The organism is Streptomyces sp. NPDC058663, assembly GCF_042716745.1.
Lineage (GTDB): Bacteria > Actinomycetota > Actinomycetes > Streptomycetales > Streptomycetaceae > Streptomyces.
This window is the reverse complement of record NZ_JBHXRV010000047.1, coordinates 54,895-72,353: the sequence shown is the minus strand read 5'-3', so window position 1 is coordinate 72,353 and position 17,459 is coordinate 54,895. Positions and strand designations below refer to the sequence as shown.

Annotated in this window: 14 protein-coding genes and 1 tRNA gene; 6 read left to right on the top strand and 9 right to left on the bottom strand. The window is 72.2% G+C overall.

Annotated features, from left to right (window positions below):
* Positions 1-66: 66 nt before the first annotated feature.
* From rho to ACFWVV_RS29360, 7 genes are all read right to left on the bottom strand, one after another.
* The gene (gene rho, locus ACFWVV_RS29390; RefSeq protein ID WP_384355281.1) at positions 67-2,190 is read right to left on the bottom strand and encodes a transcription termination factor Rho; all 2,124 of its coding nucleotides are present in this window, start codon (positions 2,188-2,190) and stop codon (positions 67-69) included.
* A 379-nt stretch (positions 2,191-2,569) separates the two neighbouring features.
* Positions 2,570-3,502: a homoserine kinase gene (thrB, locus tag ACFWVV_RS29385; protein WP_384355283.1), complete on the bottom strand. Its 933-nt coding sequence runs from the start codon at positions 3,500-3,502 to the stop codon at positions 2,570-2,572.
* Positions 3,503-4,072: 570 nt separating this feature from the next.
* Positions 4,073-5,143, bottom strand: coding sequence for a threonine synthase (gene thrC / locus ACFWVV_RS29380; protein WP_384355285.1), 1,071 nt, complete (start codon positions 5,141-5,143; stop codon positions 4,073-4,075).
* Positions 5,144-5,149: 6 nt separating this feature from the next.
* Positions 5,150-6,439 (bottom strand): homoserine dehydrogenase, encoded by a 1,290-nt coding sequence (locus tag ACFWVV_RS29375; RefSeq protein ID WP_384355388.1) that lies wholly within the window; start codon positions 6,437-6,439, stop codon positions 5,150-5,152.
* A gap of 145 nt (positions 6,440-6,584) precedes the next feature.
* Complete coding sequence (gene lysA, locus ACFWVV_RS29370; protein ID WP_384355287.1) at positions 6,585-7,976, bottom strand: diaminopimelate decarboxylase; 1,392 nt, start codon at positions 7,974-7,976, stop codon at positions 6,585-6,587.
* A gap of 18 nt (positions 7,977-7,994) precedes the next feature.
* The gene (gene nrtL, locus ACFWVV_RS29365; RefSeq protein ID WP_384355289.1) at positions 7,995-8,825 is read right to left on the bottom strand and encodes an ArgS-related anticodon-binding protein NrtL; all 831 of its coding nucleotides are present in this window, start codon (positions 8,823-8,825) and stop codon (positions 7,995-7,997) included.
* Between the two features lie 44 nt (positions 8,826-8,869).
* Positions 8,870-9,439 carry a response regulator gene (locus ACFWVV_RS29360; RefSeq protein WP_384355390.1) on the bottom strand — a complete coding sequence of 190 codons (570 nt, stop codon included), beginning with the start codon at positions 9,437-9,439 and terminating at the stop codon, positions 8,870-8,872.
* Between the two features lie 122 nt (positions 9,440-9,561).
* Here ACFWVV_RS29360 and ACFWVV_RS29355 point away from each other — a divergent pair.
* Positions 9,562-9,633, top strand: a tRNA-Arg gene (locus ACFWVV_RS29355).
* 202 nt (positions 9,634-9,835) lie between these two features.
* On the opposite strand, the gene ACFWVV_RS29350 is transcribed toward ACFWVV_RS29355, so the two are convergent.
* Positions 9,836-10,858, bottom strand: coding sequence for a Ku protein (locus tag ACFWVV_RS29350; RefSeq protein WP_384355291.1), 1,023 nt, complete (start codon positions 10,856-10,858; stop codon positions 9,836-9,838).
* 33 nt (positions 10,859-10,891) lie between these two features.
* Between ACFWVV_RS29350 and ligD the strand changes: the two genes are divergently transcribed.
* Positions 10,892-11,842, top strand: a complete 951-nt coding sequence (ligD, locus tag ACFWVV_RS29345) for a non-homologous end-joining DNA ligase (protein WP_384355293.1) — start codon at positions 10,892-10,894, stop codon at positions 11,840-11,842.
* 64 nt (positions 11,843-11,906) lie between these two features.
* Here the strand turns inward: ligD and ACFWVV_RS29340 are convergent, their stop codons facing one another.
* A complete protein-coding gene (locus ACFWVV_RS29340; RefSeq protein ID WP_384355295.1) occupies positions 11,907-12,749 on the bottom strand; it encodes a nuclease-related domain-containing protein in 843 nt (280 codons plus the stop codon).
* A 214-nt stretch (positions 12,750-12,963) separates the two neighbouring features.
* On the opposite strand from ACFWVV_RS29340, the gene ACFWVV_RS29335 reads away from it, so the two are divergent.
* The 4 genes from ACFWVV_RS29335 to ACFWVV_RS29320 all read left to right on the top strand — a co-directional run bounded on the left by ACFWVV_RS29335 (position 12,964) and on the right by ACFWVV_RS29320 (position 17,293).
* Complete coding sequence (locus tag ACFWVV_RS29335; RefSeq protein ID WP_384355297.1) at positions 12,964-13,275, top strand: zinc-ribbon domain-containing protein; 312 nt, start codon at positions 12,964-12,966, stop codon at positions 13,273-13,275.
* A 529-nt stretch (positions 13,276-13,804) separates the two neighbouring features.
* Complete coding sequence (locus tag ACFWVV_RS29330) at positions 13,805-15,331, top strand: hypothetical protein (RefSeq protein WP_384355299.1); 1,527 nt, start codon at positions 13,805-13,807, stop codon at positions 15,329-15,331.
* Positions 15,319-16,770 (top strand): ATP-binding protein, encoded by a 1,452-nt coding sequence (locus ACFWVV_RS29325; RefSeq protein WP_384355301.1) that lies wholly within the window; start codon positions 15,319-15,321, stop codon positions 16,768-16,770. Before ACFWVV_RS29330 ends, ACFWVV_RS29325 begins: the two co-directional genes overlap by 13 nt.
* Positions 16,771-16,867: 97 nt before the next feature.
* Entirely contained in the window at positions 16,868-17,293 is a 426-nt protein-coding gene (locus ACFWVV_RS29320; RefSeq protein ID WP_384355303.1) for an SH3 domain-containing protein, read from the top strand.
* The last annotated feature ends 166 nt before the right edge of the window (positions 17,294-17,459 follow it).

Below are 17,459 nucleotides of genomic sequence, written 5' to 3'. Positions count from 1 at the left end.
CAGTGATCGTGGCGGGGCCCCCGCGTCGTATCTCGCGCCCGGTCGTCTCCGCCGGGCCCGGTCCTTCTAGTCGTTGCCGTTGCCGTTCGCGGAAGGCGTGGTCTTCGCGATCTGCATCAGGAACTCGGCGTTCGACTTGGTCTGCTTCATCTTGTCGAGCAGCAGCTCGATCGCCTGCTGCGAGTCGAGTGCGTGCAGCACTCTGCGCAGCTTCCAGACGATCGCCAGCTCCTCGGCGTTGAGCAGGATCTCCTCCTTGCGGGTGGAGGACGCGTCGACGTCCACCGCGGGGAAGATGCGCTTGTCGGAGAGCTTGCGGTCGAGCTTGAGCTCCATGTTGCCGGTGCCCTTGAACTCCTCGAAGATCACCTCGTCCATGCGCGAGCCCGTGTCGACCAGCGCGGTGGCCAGGATGGTCAGCGAGCCGCCGTCCTCGATGTTGCGCGCCGCACCGAAGAAGCGCTTCGGCGGGTAGAGCGCGGTCGAGTCCACACCACCGGAGAGGATGCGCCCGGAGGCCGGGGCCGCCAGGTTGTACGCACGGCCCAGGCGGGTGATCGAGTCGAGCAGGACGACCACGTCGTGCCCGAGCTCCACGAGGCGCTTGGCGCGCTCGATGGCGAGCTCGGCGACGGTGGTGTGGTCCTCGGCGGGACGGTCGAAGGTCGAGGAGATGACCTCGCCCTTCACCGACCGCTGCATGTCGGTGACCTCTTCCGGACGCTCGTCGACCAGGACGACCATCAGGTGGCACTCGGGGTTGTTGATCGTGATCGCGTTGGCGATGGCCTGCATGATCATGGTCTTGCCGGTCTTCGGCGGGGCCACGATCAGACCGCGCTGGCCCTTGCCGATCGGTGCGACCAGGTCGATGATCCGGGTCGTCAGCACGCCCGGGTCGGTCTCCAGGCGCATCCGGTCCTGCGGGTACAGCGGGGTGAGCTTCTGGAACTCGGGGCGGCCGCGGCCGCTCTCCGGCGCCATGCCGTTGACGGAGTCCAGGCGCACCAGCGCGTTGAACTTCTCGCGGCGCTCGCCGTCCTTGGGCTGGCGGACCGCACCGGTGGTGTGGTCGCCCTTGCGCAGGCCGTTCTTGCGGACCTGGGCCAGCGACACGTACACGTCGTTGGGACCCGGCAGGTAGCCGGAGGTCCGGATGAACGCGTAGTTGTCGAGGATGTCCAGGATGCCCGCGACGGGGATCAGCACGTCGTCGTCGTTGACCTGCGGCGGGGCGTCGCTGCCGAACTCGTCGCGGCCACGGCGGCCACGGCGGTCGCGGTAGCGGCCGCGGCGGCCGCGGCGGCCGCCCTCGAAGTCGTCGTCGTCCTGGGGACCGTTGTCACGGTCACGCTCGCGGTTGTCCCGGCCCTGGCCGCCCTGGGCGTTGGCGCCCTGGCTGCTCTGGCCGCCCTGGCTGCCCTGGTTGCCGCCCTGGTTTCCCTGGCGCTGCTGGCGGCCCTGGTCGTCGCCGCCCTTGCCACCGCGGTCGCGGTCACGCTCGCGACGGCTCTGGCGATCGCCGCGGCCCTGGCGGTCACCGCGCTGGCCACGCTCACGGCGGCCCTCCGCGTTGTCCGCGGACTGCTCGGCCTTGGCGTCGCCCTTGGTGTCGGTCTGCGCCTCGGCCTTGACCTCGGTCTTGACGTCACCCTTGGGCTCGGACGCCTGTCGGTCCGTCACTTCGCCTGCGGCGGTGGCCTGTTCGGGGCTCCCGGCCGCGGCGGTGGCGCGACGGCGGCGGCGCTCGCCGACCGGCTGGTCGTCACTCGCGGGCTGACCCGGAATGTCGATCTGCTGCTGAGCGACGGCCTTCGCGGCCTTCGCGGGCTTCTCGGCGGCCGGAGCGGTGGCTTCCGGAGCAGCGGCGGCCTCGGTACGCGCCTTGGAGGTCGCGCGGCGCTTCGGCTTGGTCTCGGCGTCGCCCGAGTCGGCGCTCTTGGCCGGGGCGGAGCCGCCGCCGGCCTGCGTCTCCTTGATGACCTCGATCAGCTGGCCCTTGCGCATGCGCGCGGTGCCCTTGATCCCGAGGCCGGACGCGACCTGCTGCAGCTCGGCCAGGACCATGCCGTCCAGGCCGGTGCCGGAGCGGCGGCGCCGTGGGGCACTGCCGGTGGCAGCACCTGCGTCGGACGCGTTGTCGACATTCTTGTCGGCAGTCACGCCCATCAGATCGGTGGTGTCGCTCACGAAGGGTCCTTCCCTGGAGCGGACGTCGGCCTGTCTGGCTCGGCGACCGGTTGTGCTGTGCCGGCGATTCCCTGGGGGAACCGTGCCGGGGCGGTGGTCCGCCGGATGTGGCGGAGAGATAAACGTGCGTGGGGTTCCGACCCGAAGTCCCCAGTTGCCCCCTCTGGGAAGAACGCGGGGTGTCGTGCCGGTTCCGGAGCATGCTCAAAACGGCTCAGGCAGGCTGCTCTGGCAGTTTGGGGAGGCTCCCGGAGGAAGTGTGGTCCCGAAGGGGACACGATGCACCACGCCGCAAGGGCGTCGGATGCAGACTTGAGATTAACACTACCGGCTCCAACAAACATTCCCCCTCTCTTCCACCGGCAATCGCTTTCGGTCGCTATTCGGTGCCGTCCTGCGGCGCGAGCGGCAGCACGCTCGCCCCTGCGGCGTCGAGGGCGAGCCGGCCGGCGGCCCACCCGTCGCCCGCCATCCGTACGACCTTGTCGGCCGCGGAGTCGTCGGTGAGCGCGAGGACCGTGGGGCCCGCGCCCGAGATGACGGCGGGCACGCCTTCCGCGCGCAGCCCGGCCACGAGCGCCACGCTCTCGGGCATCGCGGGGCTGCGGTAGTCCTGGTGCAGCCGGTCCTCGGTGGCGGGCAGCAGCAGCTCGGGGCGCCGGGTCAGGGCCTCCACGAGCAGCGCCGCACGGCCGGCGTTGAGGGCTGCGTCCACATGGGGGACGGTACGGGGCAGCAGACCGCGGGCGGCCTCGGTGAGAACGGGCTTCGCGGGGACGAAGACCACCGGAACGACGGATTCCAGGGGGTCGAGACGGATGGCGCGGCCGGTGCCGCCGTCCATCCAGGCGATCGTGAACCCGCCGAGCAGGCAGGCCGCGACATTGTCCGGGTGGCCCTCGATCTCGGTGGCCAGCTCCAGCAGGGCCGTGTCGTCGAGCCGGGCGTCGCCGCCTATGGTCACCGCGCGGGCGGCCATGATCCCCGCGCAGATCGCGGCGGAGGAGGAGCCGAGGCCGCGGCCGTGCGGGATGCGGTTGGCGCAGACGATCTCCAGACCGCGCGGCTGTCCGCCGAGCGCGTCGAAGGCGGTGCGCATGGCGCGGACCAGCAGGTGGCGCTCGTCGCGGGGCAGCGTCTCGGCGCCCTCGCCCGCGATGTCGATGTGCAGACCGGCGTCGGCGACGCGCACCACCACATCGTCGTACAGCCCCAGCGAGAGGCCGAAGGCGTCGAAGCCGGGCCCCAGGTTGGCGCTGGTGGCGGGGACGCGCACGCGCACGGCGGCGGCTCGGAAAGCGGGACCGGCCATCGCTCGACGATCTCCTTGTGTAGCAGGGGGCTGGGGGTGCTGCGGGACGTGCGGCTTCGCTACTTCGCTTCGGGCTGCGTGGAACTGCGGCACCGGGGGCCGACGGCGGCATCACCGCGGCATATGCGGCGGGGGTGGGTTGGCTACAGCCTATCGAAGGAAGGTTCTGTGAGGACATAGGGCGCACAGGAGGCGCATGAGTGTCGTCCGGGCGCACCGCACCGGGGTGCGGGGCCGGGGCGGGGCACCGGGGGCCGGCCTGCGCGCGCGGTGACCCGGGGGGTGCGGGGCCGGCCTGCCGCACCGCGCGGTGGAGCGCCCGCACCCGGGGTGTGCCTCTGAGGCACACCCCGGGACGAAGCCGGGCCGGGCGGGCCGCACTGCGCGAAGCCGGGCCGGTGGGGCCTGACTGCGCGGAGTCCGGCCGGTGGGGCCTGACTGCGCGGAGTCCGGCCGGTGGGGCCTGACTGCGCGGTGCCCGGAGGGCAAAGCCTGACTGCACGGAGCCCAGCCGCGCGGAGCCTGACTGCGCCGAGCCCGGCCGGTGGGGCCGGGCCTGGCGCGGTACGGCTACGCGAGGCCGAGCTTCTCGGCGGCGATGGCGGCGTCGACCGGGACCGCGGTCGCCGGAGGCGCTCCGGCGGTGGCCCACTCCGGGTCCTTGAGGCCGTTGCCGGTGACCGTGCAGACGATCCGCTGGCCCTTGTCGACCTTGCCCTCTTCGGCCGCCTTCAGCAGACCGGCGACCGAAGCGGCCGACGCGGGCTCCACGAAGACGCCCTCCTGCGAGGCCAGCAGCCGGTAGGCGGCCAGGATTTGACGGTCCGTCACCTCGTCGATGTGCCCGCCCGACTCGTCCCGCGCGGCGAGCGCGAAGTCCCAGGAGGCGGGGTTGCCGATGCGGATCGCGGTGGCGACCGTCGAGGGGTCCTTGACGATCTCGCCGCGCACGATCGGCGCGGAGCCGGAGGCCTGGTAGCCCCACATGCGCGGGGTGTGCGTGGCCAGCGCGTCGGCGGCGTACTCCTTGTACCCCTTCCAGTACGCGGTGATGTTGCCCGCGTTGCCGACCGGGAGCACGTGGATGTCCGGGGCGTCGCCGAGTGCGTCGACGATCTCGAAGGCGGCGGTCTTCTGACCCTCGATGCGTACCGGGTTGACCGAATTGACCAGCGCCACCGGGTAGTTGTCGGAGAGCGAGCGGGCCAGGGTGAGGCAGTCGTCGAAGTTGCCGTCGACCTGGAGGATCTTGGCGCCGTGCACGAGCGCCTGGCCCATCTTGCCGAGCGCGATCTTGCCCTGCGGCACGAGGACGGCGCAGACCATCCCCGCCCGTACGGCGTAGGCGGCGGCGGACGCGGAGGTGTTGCCGGTGGAGGCGCAGATGACGGCCTTCGCCCCCTCCTCCTTGGCCCGCGTGATCGCCATCGTCATGCCGCGGTCCTTGAAGGACCCGGTCGGGTTGGCGCCCTCGACCTTGAGGTACACCTCGCAGCCGGTGCGCTCGGAGAGGACCTGCGCGCGGACGAGCGGCGTGCCGCCCTCGCCGAGCGAGACGACCGGCGTCGAGGCCGTGACCGGAAGCCGGTCCCGGTACTCCTCGATGATGCCGCGCCACTGGTGGGTGCCCTTGATGGTCATGGGTCCTTACTCCCCTTCAACACGCATGATGCTGGCGACACCTCTGACGGTGTCGAGCTTGCGCAGCGCTTCGACGGTCCCGGAGAGGGCGGCGTCGGGCGCGCGGTGGGTGACGACGACGAGGGAGGCCTCGCCGTCCTTCCCCGACTGGCGGACCGTGTCGATCGACACGTCGTGTTCGGCGAACACCGTCGCGACCTGGGCGAGCACGCCCGGTTTGTCGGCCACGTCGAGGCTGATGTGGTACCGCGTGACGACCTCGCCCATGGGGCTGACCGGCAGGCGGGTGTACGCGGATTCGCCGGGTCCGGTGGACTCGCCCAGCTTGTTGCGGCAGACGGCCACGAGGTCGCCGAGGACGGCGGAGGCGGTGGGCGCCCCGCCCGCTCCCGGCCCGTAGAACATGAGCTGCCCCGCGGCTTCCGCTTCCACGAAGACCGCGTTGTACGCCTCGCGGACGGAGGCCAGCGGGTGGGTCAGCGGGATCATCGCGGGGTGCACGCGCGCGGTGACCGACTTGCCGTCGGCGGCCCGCTCGCAGATGGCGAGGAGCTTGACGGTGCAGCCCATCCGCTTTGCGGAAGCGATGTCCGATGCGGTGACCTCGGTGAGCCCCTCGCGGTGCACGTCACCGATCTTCACCCGGGTGTGGAAGGCGATCCCGGCGAGGATGGCGGCCTTGGCGGCCGCGTCGAAGCCCTCGACGTCGGCGGTCGGGTCGGCCTCGGCGTACCCGAGGGCGGTGGCCTCGTCGAGCGCCTCGGAGTAACCGGCTCCGGAGGAGTCCATCTTGTCGAGGATGAAGTTCGTGGTGCCGTTGACGATGCCCAGGACGCGGTTGACCTTGTCGCCCGCCAGGGACTCGCGGAGCGGGCGCACCAGCGGGATGGCGCCGGCGACCGCGGCCTCGTAGTACAGGTCGCGGCCGTGTTTCTCGGCGGCGGCGTGCAGGGCCGCGCCGTCCTCGGCCAGCAGCGCCTTGTTCGCGGAGACGACGGACGCGCCGTGCGCGAAGGCGGTGGTGATGAGGGTGCGGGCGGGCTCGATGCCGCCGATGACCTCGATCACGACGTCGATGTCGCCCCGTTCGACCAGGGCCCTCGCGTCGGTGGTGACGAGCGCGGGGTCGATGCCCTCGCGCACCTTGGAGGGCTGGCGGACGGCCACACCGACGAGCTCGACGGGCGCGCCGATGCGCGCCGTGAGGTCGTCGGCGTGCGTCGTCATGATGCGCGCCACCTCTGAGCCGACCACACCACAGCCCAGCAGCGCCACCTTCAGCGGACGCGTACGCATCATCCGACCTCACTCCTCATACTTCTTACGGTGTTGACCAGTCTCACTCACTGGACGACAGTTTCCGTCCCCGTTCCGGATAGTGGGACGGGTATTCCACTATCCGGCCGGGAATCCGGGGTTTTTTCCCGGGGAAACGGCGGTTCTAGCCGACGTCGAGCCGCAGGAGGTCCTCCTCGGTCTCGCGCCGGACGATCACCCGGGCCGCCCCGTCCCTGACGGCGACGACCGGCGGGCGCAGTGCGTGGTTGTAGTTGCTCGCCATGGAGCGGCAGTACGCCCCGGTGGCGGGCACGGCCAGCAGGTCGCCGGGGGCGGTGTCGGCCGGCAGGAAGGCGTCCTTGACGAGGATGTCGCCGCTCTCGCAGTGCTTGCCGACGACGCGGACCAGCATGGGCTCGGCGTCCGAACGGCGCGAGACGAGGGCGACACTGTACTCGGCGTCGTAGAGCGCGGTACGGATGTTGTCGGACATGCCGCCGTCGACGCTGACGTACGTGCGCAGGCCCTCCAGCGGCTTGACCGTTCCGACCTCGTACAGGGTGAACGCGGTGGGTCCGACGATGGCGCGGCCCGGCTCGACGGAGATCCTGGGCGTCCTGAGGTTTGCCGCTTCGCATTCGCGAGTGACGATCTCGGTGAGCGCCTTGGCGATGTCGTGGGGCTCGCTGGGGTCGTCCTCGGAGGTGTACGCGATGCCGAGCCCGCCGCCGAGGTCGATCTCCGGCAGCTCCACGCCGTGCTCGTCGCGCACCTCTGCCAGCAGCTGCACGACGCGCCGCGCGGACACTTCGAAGCCCGCCATGTCGAAGATCTGCGACCCGATGTGGGAGTGGATCCCGATGAGCTCCAGACCGTCCAGCTTCAGCGCCCGGCGCACGGCCTCCGCGGCCTGTCCCCCGGCCAGCGCGATGCCGAACTTCTGGTCCTCGTGGGCGGTGGCGATGAACTCGTGGGTGTGCGCCTCGACGCCGACGGTCACCCGGATCTGCACCCGCTGGCGCCTGCCGAGGCCCTGGGCGATGTGCGCGACGCGCACGATCTCCTGGAAGGAGTCGAGCACGATCCGCCCCACGCCTGCCTCGATGGCGCGGGTGATCTCCTCGACGGACTTGTTGTTGCCGTGGAAGGCGATCCGCTCGGCGGGCATCCCGGCGTCGAGCGCGGTGGTCAGCTCACCGCCCGAGCAGACGTCGAGGTTCAGTCCCTCCTCCTTGAGCCAGCGCACGACGGCGCGGCTGAGGAAGGCCTTGCCGGCGTAGAAGACGTCGGCCTCGGCCCCGAAGGCGTCCGCCCAGGCGCGGCACCGGGCACGGAAGTCGTCCTCGTCGAGGAAGTAGGCGGGGGTGCCGAACTCCTCCGCCAGCCGGGTGACGTCGATTCCGCCGACGCTGACGACACCCTTCTCGTCGCGGCGCACGGTCCGCGCCCAGACCTTCTCGTCGAGGGCGTTGAGGTCGTCGGCCGGGGCGGTGTAGTGGCCCTCGGGGTAGACGTCGGCGTGGCGGGGGCCGGCGGGGTGGGCGGAACGGCTCATGTTCTTCTCTCACTCACATCACAGGTGAACGGGTGCGCTGATGCCGAGCTGGGACAGGCCGCCGGCCAGCACCGTCCCGGCGGCTTCGGCGACGGCCAGCCGGGAACGGTGGGCGGCCGAGGGTTTCTCGTCGCCGCGCGGGAGCACGTGCCGCGTGTCGTGGAAGTCGAAGCGCAGGAGGGCGTCGGCGAGGGCGACCAGGTAGCGGGCGACGCGCTCGGGCGCGCCCAGCCGGGCAGCGGCGTCGAGCTCGACGGGGTAGGCACCGAGCAGACCGGTCAGTTCGGCGGCCTCGACCGGTGTCTCGTACGCGGCCCGAAAGCCCAGGTCGGCGGCGTTGCGGCGGAGTGCCACGGTCCGGGAGTGGGCGTACTGCACGCGGAAGAGGGGGTTGCGTTCGTGCTGGGCGAGCAGCTCGGTGTCCGGGGCGGGCAGCAGCGCCCCCCAGCGGGCGGCGTCGTGTCCGAGCCGGGTGAGGTCGGCGGGCCGGGGCGCGGGCAGGGGCAGGTCGTCGCGGTGTGCGACACCGTGCTCCAGCAGCTCCCGGACGGCTCTGGCCCCCGTGTCCGCGGCGAGGGTGAAGCTCAGAAAACCGGGTCCGGTGATGTCGACGGCGGTAATGCCGGGGGTGCCGGCCAGCCGCTCGCGCAGGAGGCCGGCGACCTCGCGTGGGGGTCTGCCCGCGGGCCCGGCGAGCTGGAGGGCGACATTGCTGGCGTAGTCCCCGCTGCCGCCCGGGCGGGTGCGCTCGACGGCGGCCCGCTCGGGCACCGGTGCGGACAGCACGTCCTCCTCGACGGCACGGCGCACGGCGCGCAGCACGGTACGGGAGAGCTCTGCGGGGGTCACGTGCCAAGCCTAGGCGAGGAGGGGGGCCCTCCCGCGAACGGGTTTCAGCATATGGGCGGAATGCGGGTGCCCCCGGGCACGGACCACCCGGGCCGGTCCAGCCGCCCGTCGCCCGCCCCGCTGCCGCTCCCGTGCCCACCGTTCCGCCCGCCCTGCCCACCGCTGTGTCCGCCGTCGTGGGACGGCGGCTCCTCCTGACCCGCCAGACGGCGCACCAGCCGGACGAGCTCGGCGGGCTCGAAGGGCTTGGAGAGGAAGGCGTCCACCCCGGCGGCGAGACCGCTCTCGACTTCGTACTGGGTGCATGCGCTGACGATGGCCAGAGGCAGATGACTCGTACGGGCGTCGTCGCGGAGGCGGGCGGCGGTGCGCAGTCCGTCGAGCCTCGGCATCACCACGTCGAGGGTGACGACGTCGGGGCAGACCTGGTGGACGACCTCCAGGCATTCGGCACCGTCGCAGGCGGTCACGACCTCGAAGCCCTCCAGTTCGAGGTTGACCCTGATCAGCTGCCGGATGACCCTGTTGTCATCGACGACAAGGACCCGGCCCAATGCGCCCGACACCCTTCGAGAGTAGGTCGGACTCCCGCGCCGCGTCCGGGCTTTGCCCACTTCCGCCCCGTGCGGGGGAAGCTCCCGTCCCGGGCTGACGTGCACGGCGAGCCGATATCCGTTCACGGGCACCGTCGGGGAGCTGGTAAGGTTCACCACGTCGCCGACACACCGCGCGACACGCCCCCGTAGCTCAGGGGATAGAGCATCGGCCTCCGGAGCCGGGTGCGCAGGTTCGAATCCTGCCGGGGGCACTTCGAAGGAAGTGTCCGAGGACCCCGTCCTCAGCGGAAACGCTGGGAGCGGGGTCTTCGCGTATGCACGGCCGGGCACGCCGCCGGAGCGCCGACCGGGCGCCGGCCGGGAACTGCCACACAGGGGCCCCGCGTCGATGCCGCCCCCGCCCCGCAGGCGAGCGCCCGTCAGGCCCCGGCTGCCGGGCATGTTTTTGCGCGGTCAGGCGGAGGTGCGCTTTCTGGCGGGGGCCTTCTTGGCCGGGGTCTTCTTGGCGGCCGTCGCGGCCTTCTTGGCGGTCGTCGTGGTCTTCTTCGCCGCCGTCGTCTTCTTCGCGCCGGCCGTGGACGCGGTCTTCTTGGCGGCCGTCTTCTTCGCCGGGGCCGCCTTCTTCTTGCGGGCGTTCAGCTCCGTGACCTTGGCGGGCTCCTTCTCACCGTCGGCCGGGGGCCCGGATTCGCCGCGGGAGCTCTTGGCGGCGCGGACGCTGTTCTCCAGGGCCGCCATCAGGTCGAGGACCTGGGCGTCACCGCCGGCCTTGGTCTCCGCCACCGGGGAAAGTGCGTCCCCGCTCTCGGACTTGGCCGCGATCAGCTCTTCGACGGCTTCGCGGTAGTCGTCGTGCAGCGTGGAGATCTCGACCTCGCCGAGGGTGTCCATCAGGGCGTCGGCCAGGTCGAGTTCGGCGTCGCGGACGGTGACGTTGCCCTCAGGGGCGATGCCCTCGGGCCGGCGGATCTCGTCCGGCCAGAGCAGGCCGTGCATGGCGATCACGTCGTCGACCACACGGAGCATGCCGAGGCGCTCACGGCCGCGGAGGGCGAACTTGGCGATCGCGACCTTGCGGCTGCGGGCGAGTGCCTCGCGCAGCAGGGTGTACGGCTTGGCCGCCGGGACCCCGTTGGCGGCGAGGTAGTACGCCTGGTCCATCTGGAGCGGGTCGATCGAGGCCAGCGGCACGAAGGCGACGATCTCGATCGTGCGGGCGGTGGGGAGCGGGAGTGCGGCCAGGTCGTCGTCCGTGATGGGGATGATCGAGCCGTCGGCGTCCTCGTACCCCTTGCCGATCTCCGCGCTCTGCACCTCCTCCCCGTCCAGCTCGCAGACCTTGCGGTAGCGCACCCGGCCGCCGTCCGCGGTGTGGATCTGGCGGAACGAGATCGAGTGGTTCTCGGTCGCGTTGAACAGCTTGATGGGGATGCTGACCAGGCCGAAGGAGATGGCACCGTTCCAGATCGATCTCATGCCTGTGTTCCCTTTCGGTGGGATTCTTATGCTATGTCGCCCATGACGGAGGTGGAGGGTCGGAAGCTGGCCCTCAGCAATCTGGACAAGGTGCTCTACCCGGCCACCGGGACCACGAAGGGGGAGGTGCTCCACTACGTCGCGACGACGGCGGGGGCGCTGCTCGCCCATGTGCACGACCGGCCGATGTCCTTCCTGCGGTTCCCGGACGGGGTGGAGGGCGAGAGGTTCTTCGCGAAGAATCCGCCGCCCGGCAAGCCCGCCTGGGTGAAAACGATGGAGGTGCGGCGCTCGGAGGGGGTCGTGGCGCGGCAGGTGCTGGTGGCCGATCTGTCCACGCTGATGTGGGCGGCGAACCTGGTGGTGGAGTTCCACGTTCCGCAGTGGCGTGCGGAGAGTCCGGGGGTGGCGGACCGGCTCGTTCTCGATCTGGATCCCGGGGAGCCGGCGACGGTGGTGGAATGCTGCGCGGTGGCCTTGTGGCTGCGGGAACGGCTGGCGGCCGACGGCCTCGGCGCCTGGGTGAAGACCTCCGGGTCCAAGGGGCTGCATGTGCTGGTGCCGCTGGAGCCGACGCCGTCCGAGGAGGTGAGCGCGTACGCCAAGGCCCTCGCGGTGGAGGCGGAGGCGGAGCTTCCGGGGCTGGTGGTGCATCGGATGAAGCGGGCGCTGCGCGGCGGGAAGGTCTTCGTGGACTTCAGCCAGAACTCGGCCGCCAAGACGACCGCCGCCCCCTACACCCTCAGGGCCAGGCGCGAGCCGACCGTTTCCACGCCGGTGACCTGGGAGGAGGTGGCGGACGCCGTGCGGCGGAGCGGCTCCGGCGCGGGGGGTGGCTCCGGCCCGGGGGGCTCCGGCGCGGGGGGTGGCTCGCTGGTCTTCCGGGTGGAGGACATCGCGGTACGGCTGGAGCGGTACGGGGATCTGCTCGGGCCCCTGCTCAATCCGAACCGGGCGGGGGCCCTGCCGAGGGGCCGGGGGTGAGGGGTCCGGGATGTGGCTGGAGGTGCCGTTGCCGTTGCTGGTGCTGGTGCTGGTGCTGGTGCCGTTAGGCGTGCAGCCAGGTGCGGCGGTTGCGGGCGGACGCGTAGAGGGACTCGATGTCGGCCGGTTTGAGTACGCCACCCAGGTGAACCAGGGCCTCCCCCGTTCCGCCTTCTCGCAGCAGGAGTACGTCGTCGGGCGCCGGCCCGCCTTCGATGTGCGGGGTGCCCGCCACGGCGAGGGCCGGACGGACGGCCGTGGCGAGGGCGAGTGAGGCGCGTTCGGCATCGAGGGCGGCACGGCGCAGGGGGGCCGCCGCGGCGGGGGCGGCCGGGTGGAAGCGGCGGCGGGCCGGGAGGGTGTGCACGGCGAGGACGCCCGCGGGGCCGATCAGGAGGTGGTCGAGATACATCCGCCCCGGGAGCGGTACGCAATGCAGGACGCGCCAGCCGGTGGGTCCCAGGGTGTCGAGTTCGTCGCCGATCCGCCGGAGGGCATCGAGGGTCTCGCGGCGGGGGTCGGGGCGAAAGCCGCGGAGATCGGCACGGAAGCGGCGGGGAAGCGACAGGGAGCGGCGGGCGTCGGACAGGAGGCGGCGGGACGGCGGGACCTCTTCCAGGGCGGCGTGCAGGGCCTCGCCGGGGCGGTTGGGGGCCAGGTCGTCGTCCGGGTGGAGGGAGAGCCTGACCAGGTCGGCGGGGGTGGGCACGGGCGGGGGCCCGACGGTGAGCGGGCGGGTCGCGTAGGGAGCGAGGGCGGCCAGGACCTGGTCGCGGCGGGCCTCGGCGAGGAGGCTCACCCGGCCGGTGTCGCGGTCGTACCAGGCAAGGGTGCGGCCGGAGGCGAGGCTGACGTAGAGGCGGGGGCCCTCGGGGCCGTGGCTCGGTGTGACGCGTAGTGGTTTCATCAGGCATCACCCCCTGCCTGCCATGGGAACAGGTGCAAGGCCCGGGGGCAACAAGTGAGGTGATATGGAAGGGAGTTGGCTGTTTCTCACCCGGCGGCCGCCTCCTGCTCGCCGCTCCCGTCCCGGTGCACTGCGGCGGCCGGAGGCCTGGACGGGAACCAGGGAAGGGGCGTCGCACGTTGCACCGGTACGGTCTGGCAATCGGGGGCTCCCAATGATCATTTTTGGCACCAAGGGCTACGTGTACCAGCTGGCGATGCTGATGCTCCTCTGCGGGCAGTGCGGCAATCCGGCGGCCCATTCGCTGCGCAAACGCGTCACGAAGTTCACGCTGTTCTTCATTCCGCTCTTCCCTGTCTCGACGAAGTACGTCACGCAGTGCACGTTCTGCGGGGCGGAGCGGCGGGTCGAGCAGGCGGAGGCGGAACGGCTCCAGGCTCAGGGCGGCCAGGGCGGCCAGGGCGGAAACCCGGCGTACGGGCAGGGGGACGCGGGGATGCCTCAGCAGCAGAATCCGTACCAGTAACGGGGTGTGCGGGGCTTCCGCGTGAGCGGTGATACTCCGCGACAGCGGACATTGGGCATTCGTCGTATGAGTACGGCGGTCAGTCGCGGGGTCGCACAGCGGTCCCGCGGCCGGATGCGTGCCGGCGTCCGCGTGTCCGCGCTCGCCGCCGCATCCCTCGTCGCGCTCCGCATCCCCCCTCGTCGCACTCGGGGGCGGACCCATCCGGTCGCCGAGGAGACGGAACCCGGCCGGCACCGGGGGCCGGTCGAGCCGGACGGGAAGGGGGCGGCGATCCTGGTGGCGCCCCGCGAAACCATCCGGGATCCGGGCCCCTCAAGACTCACCAAGTGGACAAAAAGGAATACCGCCCCAATAAGGTCTATAGAATGACCGGCCGCCCGGAGCTGCTCCCTCGCGCCTGTGGGGACCCGATCCGTGGCGGCCATCGCTCCGACAACATCATCTTCTTCGCCGGCCTCGTGCAGTACTCGTGTACGCGTGCAGCAGGGGCAGGCAGGGAGGGGAGTACGTGTACCGCCGCCGACCCGTGAGAGGTGGGGGGCGCCGGGGAACGGTCCGAAGACCGGAGCCGGGCGCCCGGCTCAGCCATGCCCCGGGGGCGGCGGCCGACGGGAGCCCGCGCGGGGCAGGTCTGCGGGCCCGGGTCGCCGGAGCCGTCGCGCTGGTCGCCCTGCTCTCCTGGACCGTGGCCGGCTGCGGCTCGGCGGGCCAGCTCAAGGGCGCGGGGGCGGCTCCCACGGCGGCCGGCCCGGTGCGGCTGTGGCCCAGCCTGCCGCCCGCCAAGGTGCCGGGTACGGACCTGGGGGTGGCCGAGACCGAGACGGCCAAGGGGATCAAGCTGCCGGACGGCGATGTGCGCAAGGCCGATCCGGTCGCGGTGGTCAAGGCGGAGGCGGCCGCGCACCCCGACACCTTCAGCGGGCCGGACGGGCTGTATGCGCAGACCGTGGCCCGGCTGGGCAGCTGCACGGCGAAGCCCGCCCAGTGCCCGGTGCTCCCGCCGTACTACCGCGATCTGACCGGGGACGGCAGGGACGAGCTGATCATCGGCATCACGATGCCGGAGGGCCAGCTGGCGATCCGCGCCTATCTCGCCGAGAAGGGCGGGCTGACCCGGATCATGGGCACGTCGGAAGCGGTGATCAGCGTGGCGTTCGCGGGCAAGGACCTGGTGCTGACGGTGCCTTCGGGGATCTCCGACTACGAGTACCGGACGGCCTGGACCTGGGACGCCCGCCAGCACGCGATGCTCGCCACCCAGGACCAGATCGTGCACACGGGCCCGGGGCGGGGAACCCCTCGCCCGGGAGTGGGCCCGGGCCCGTGGCACGAACACGGGGACGGTACGGGACCCGGCACGGGCTCGGGTACGGGCCCCGGAACCGGCTCCGGTACGGGACCGGGCACGGGTCCCGGCACGGGCCTGGGCCAGGGGCCCACCGCAGTGCCGGGGCACGGCCCGCGTCCCGGCCAGAACAAGGCGCGCCGCAACGGCCGCGGTGCCAAGCCCGACACCGGCCCGCAGACCGGCCGGGGCAGGGGCGGCCGACCCGACACCGACCGCGACGCCGCACCCCGCTCCGGCGCGGGGCGGCACACCGAACCGGGACAGGGCGGCGGGGGCAGTGGCCGGGGCTGGAGCCGGGACGGCTCCGGGCCGGGCTCCGGGAAGGGGCTCGGCCAGGGCGCCGGGAGGAGGTTCGGCTCGGGGAAGGGGCTCGGTTCCGGAAAGGGGCTGGGCTCCGGGCGAGGGTTCGAATACGGGAACGGGCTCGGCTCCGGGCGAGGGAACGGCTCCGGGAAGGGGCTCAGCTCGGGCTCCGCAGAGGGGCTCGGCCTCGGGAAGGGGCTCAGCTCGGGCTCCGGGACGGGGCTCGGGCTCAGGAAGGGGCTCAGCTCGGGCTCCGCGGAGGGGCTCGGCCTCGGGAAGGGGCTCAGCTTCCGAAAGGGGCTCGGCCTCGGCCGGCGCCCCGGCGCATGGGGGCTCCCCGGTCAGGGGGTTCCCGAAGCCCGCCCCCCAGGCCTCTTCCGCGGGAAGGGATGGGGGACGTGAAGCGGGTGCGGGCACGGTTGCGGTTTCCCGCTTGGACCGCCTCGCTGACCTGGAAGGCGCTGGCCTTCCTCACGGTGATGTGCTGCGCGCTCGCCTTCTTCCTCGGCGCCCTGGTGCACGTCTCCGTCACCCATCAGACCGTCGAGCAGGCCCGCGAGAAGGCACTCGACAAGCTGGACCGGGCCACTGTGGCGTACGAGGCCGGTGAGGCGCTGCCGCCCGATGCCGGGCTGGACCTGCCCGGCCTGCCCGCCTCGCTGCGTGACCTCGCCCTCAAGGGCAAGCGCGGCACCCTGGTCGAGAACGACCTGGAGGGACGTCCCCGGATGTGGGCCGCTCGCCCCGCCGACGGGCGGGCGCTCACCGTCGCGCTCGACTACCGGCAGAGCGTGGAGACGATCGTCGGGCTGGACCGGGCGATCATCGGTTCGTCGGTGCTGGCCATCGGCGCGACCCTGCTGGTCGGCGCGTTCGCCGTCACCCGGGTCACCCGCCGGCTGCACCAGACCGCCCGGGTCGCCCGCCGGATCGGTGCGGGCGATCTCGATGCCCGGGTGAACGACCCCCGCAATCAGGACCCCGGACGCCACCAGGACGAGGTGGCCACCGTCTCCGGCGCCCTGGACACCATGGCCGGGACCCTCCAGGGCAAGCTGCTCAGCGAGCAGCGGTTCACCGCCGACGTCGCCCATGAACTGCGCACTCCGCTGACCGGGCTGACCGCCGCCGCCGAGTTGCTGCCGCCGGGACGGCCTTCGGAGATGGTGCAGGACAGGGTGGCCGCGCTGCGGCGGCTGACCGAGGACCTGCTGGAGATCTCCCGGCTCGACTCGGGCTACGAACAGGTGGAGCTGGATGTGCACCAGCTCGGACCGCTGGCCGAGCGGGCGGTACGCGGAGTGGACGCGGGCCGCGCCAGTAGTACCGGGGCAACGTCGGGCCCGACCGGAAGCCGCGGCTCCGGCACGGCGACGGGCCCGGGCACGCGCACGGGCCCCGGCACCCCAGCCCCCACCTCCGCGCCCACCCCCGCTCCCACTGCCACCGAGGTCCAGGTCGTCCGGAGCGTCGGCATCGAGACCGACAAGCGGCGCCTGGAACGCGTGCTCGGCAATCTCGTCGCCAATGCGCACAAGCACGGCCGGGCCCCGGTGGTGGTGACGGTGGACGGCCCCGTGATCACCGTGCGTGACCACGGCGACGGCTATCCGGCGTACCTGGTGGAGCACGGCCCGCAGCGTTTCCGTACCGAGGCCGGTGGCAGCAAGGGGGGCCACGGACTCGGCCTGACCATCGCGGTCGGTCAGGCCGAGGCGATCGGGGCGCGGTTGACGTTCCGGAACGACCCGGCGGCAGGCGCGGTGGCAACCCTTGTCCTGCCCGGGCACGAAAGCGGGGAGGATCGCGCCCACCGATCCCGACATAGCCACACAAAGTGACACATTGCGATCAATAAGTAGCGATCCTAGGGTGGATCACGCGAGTTGAGGGCTGCGTTCCGCACCGGGGCGCCACCCCTCCTCCCTAGGAGGCAGCATGCTCACGCTCAAGAAGACCGCCCTGTACATAGCCGCAGGGGCTCTGACCGCCACCCTCGCCACCACCCCCGCCTTCGCCGAATCCGACCCGGATTCCGGGCCCGGCTCCGGAGCCGGATTCGCAACCGGCACGGCGAGCGCGTCCGAGGCGGACTCCGTCGACACCGCGACCGCTGCCCACCCCCGCTACACCCAGGGCCGCGTCACCGCCAAGTCCGGCCTCAGGCTGCGCGACAAGCCCACCCGCAGCAGCCGCATCATCCGCACCGAGCCCTACGGCGCCACGGTGCACATCTTCTGCAAGACCACCGGCGACCACGTCGGGAACAACAACCACTGGTACCTGCTCACCGACGGCACCTGGGCCTGGGGCTCCGCGCAGTACATCGTGCCCAAGCGCGGCCACAACCCGCGCTGGTGCTGACCCGCACCCCGTACAGCACACCGGACCACCGGACCGGGCCACGGGTCGGACCACTCGCCCGCACCCCCGGCCCCGCACCACACACTGCGCGAGGGGGCGGCGGCGTCCGCGATGACGCCCCGCCCCCTCGGTGACATTTACGGACATTAACCCCAAAGGCTTGCTA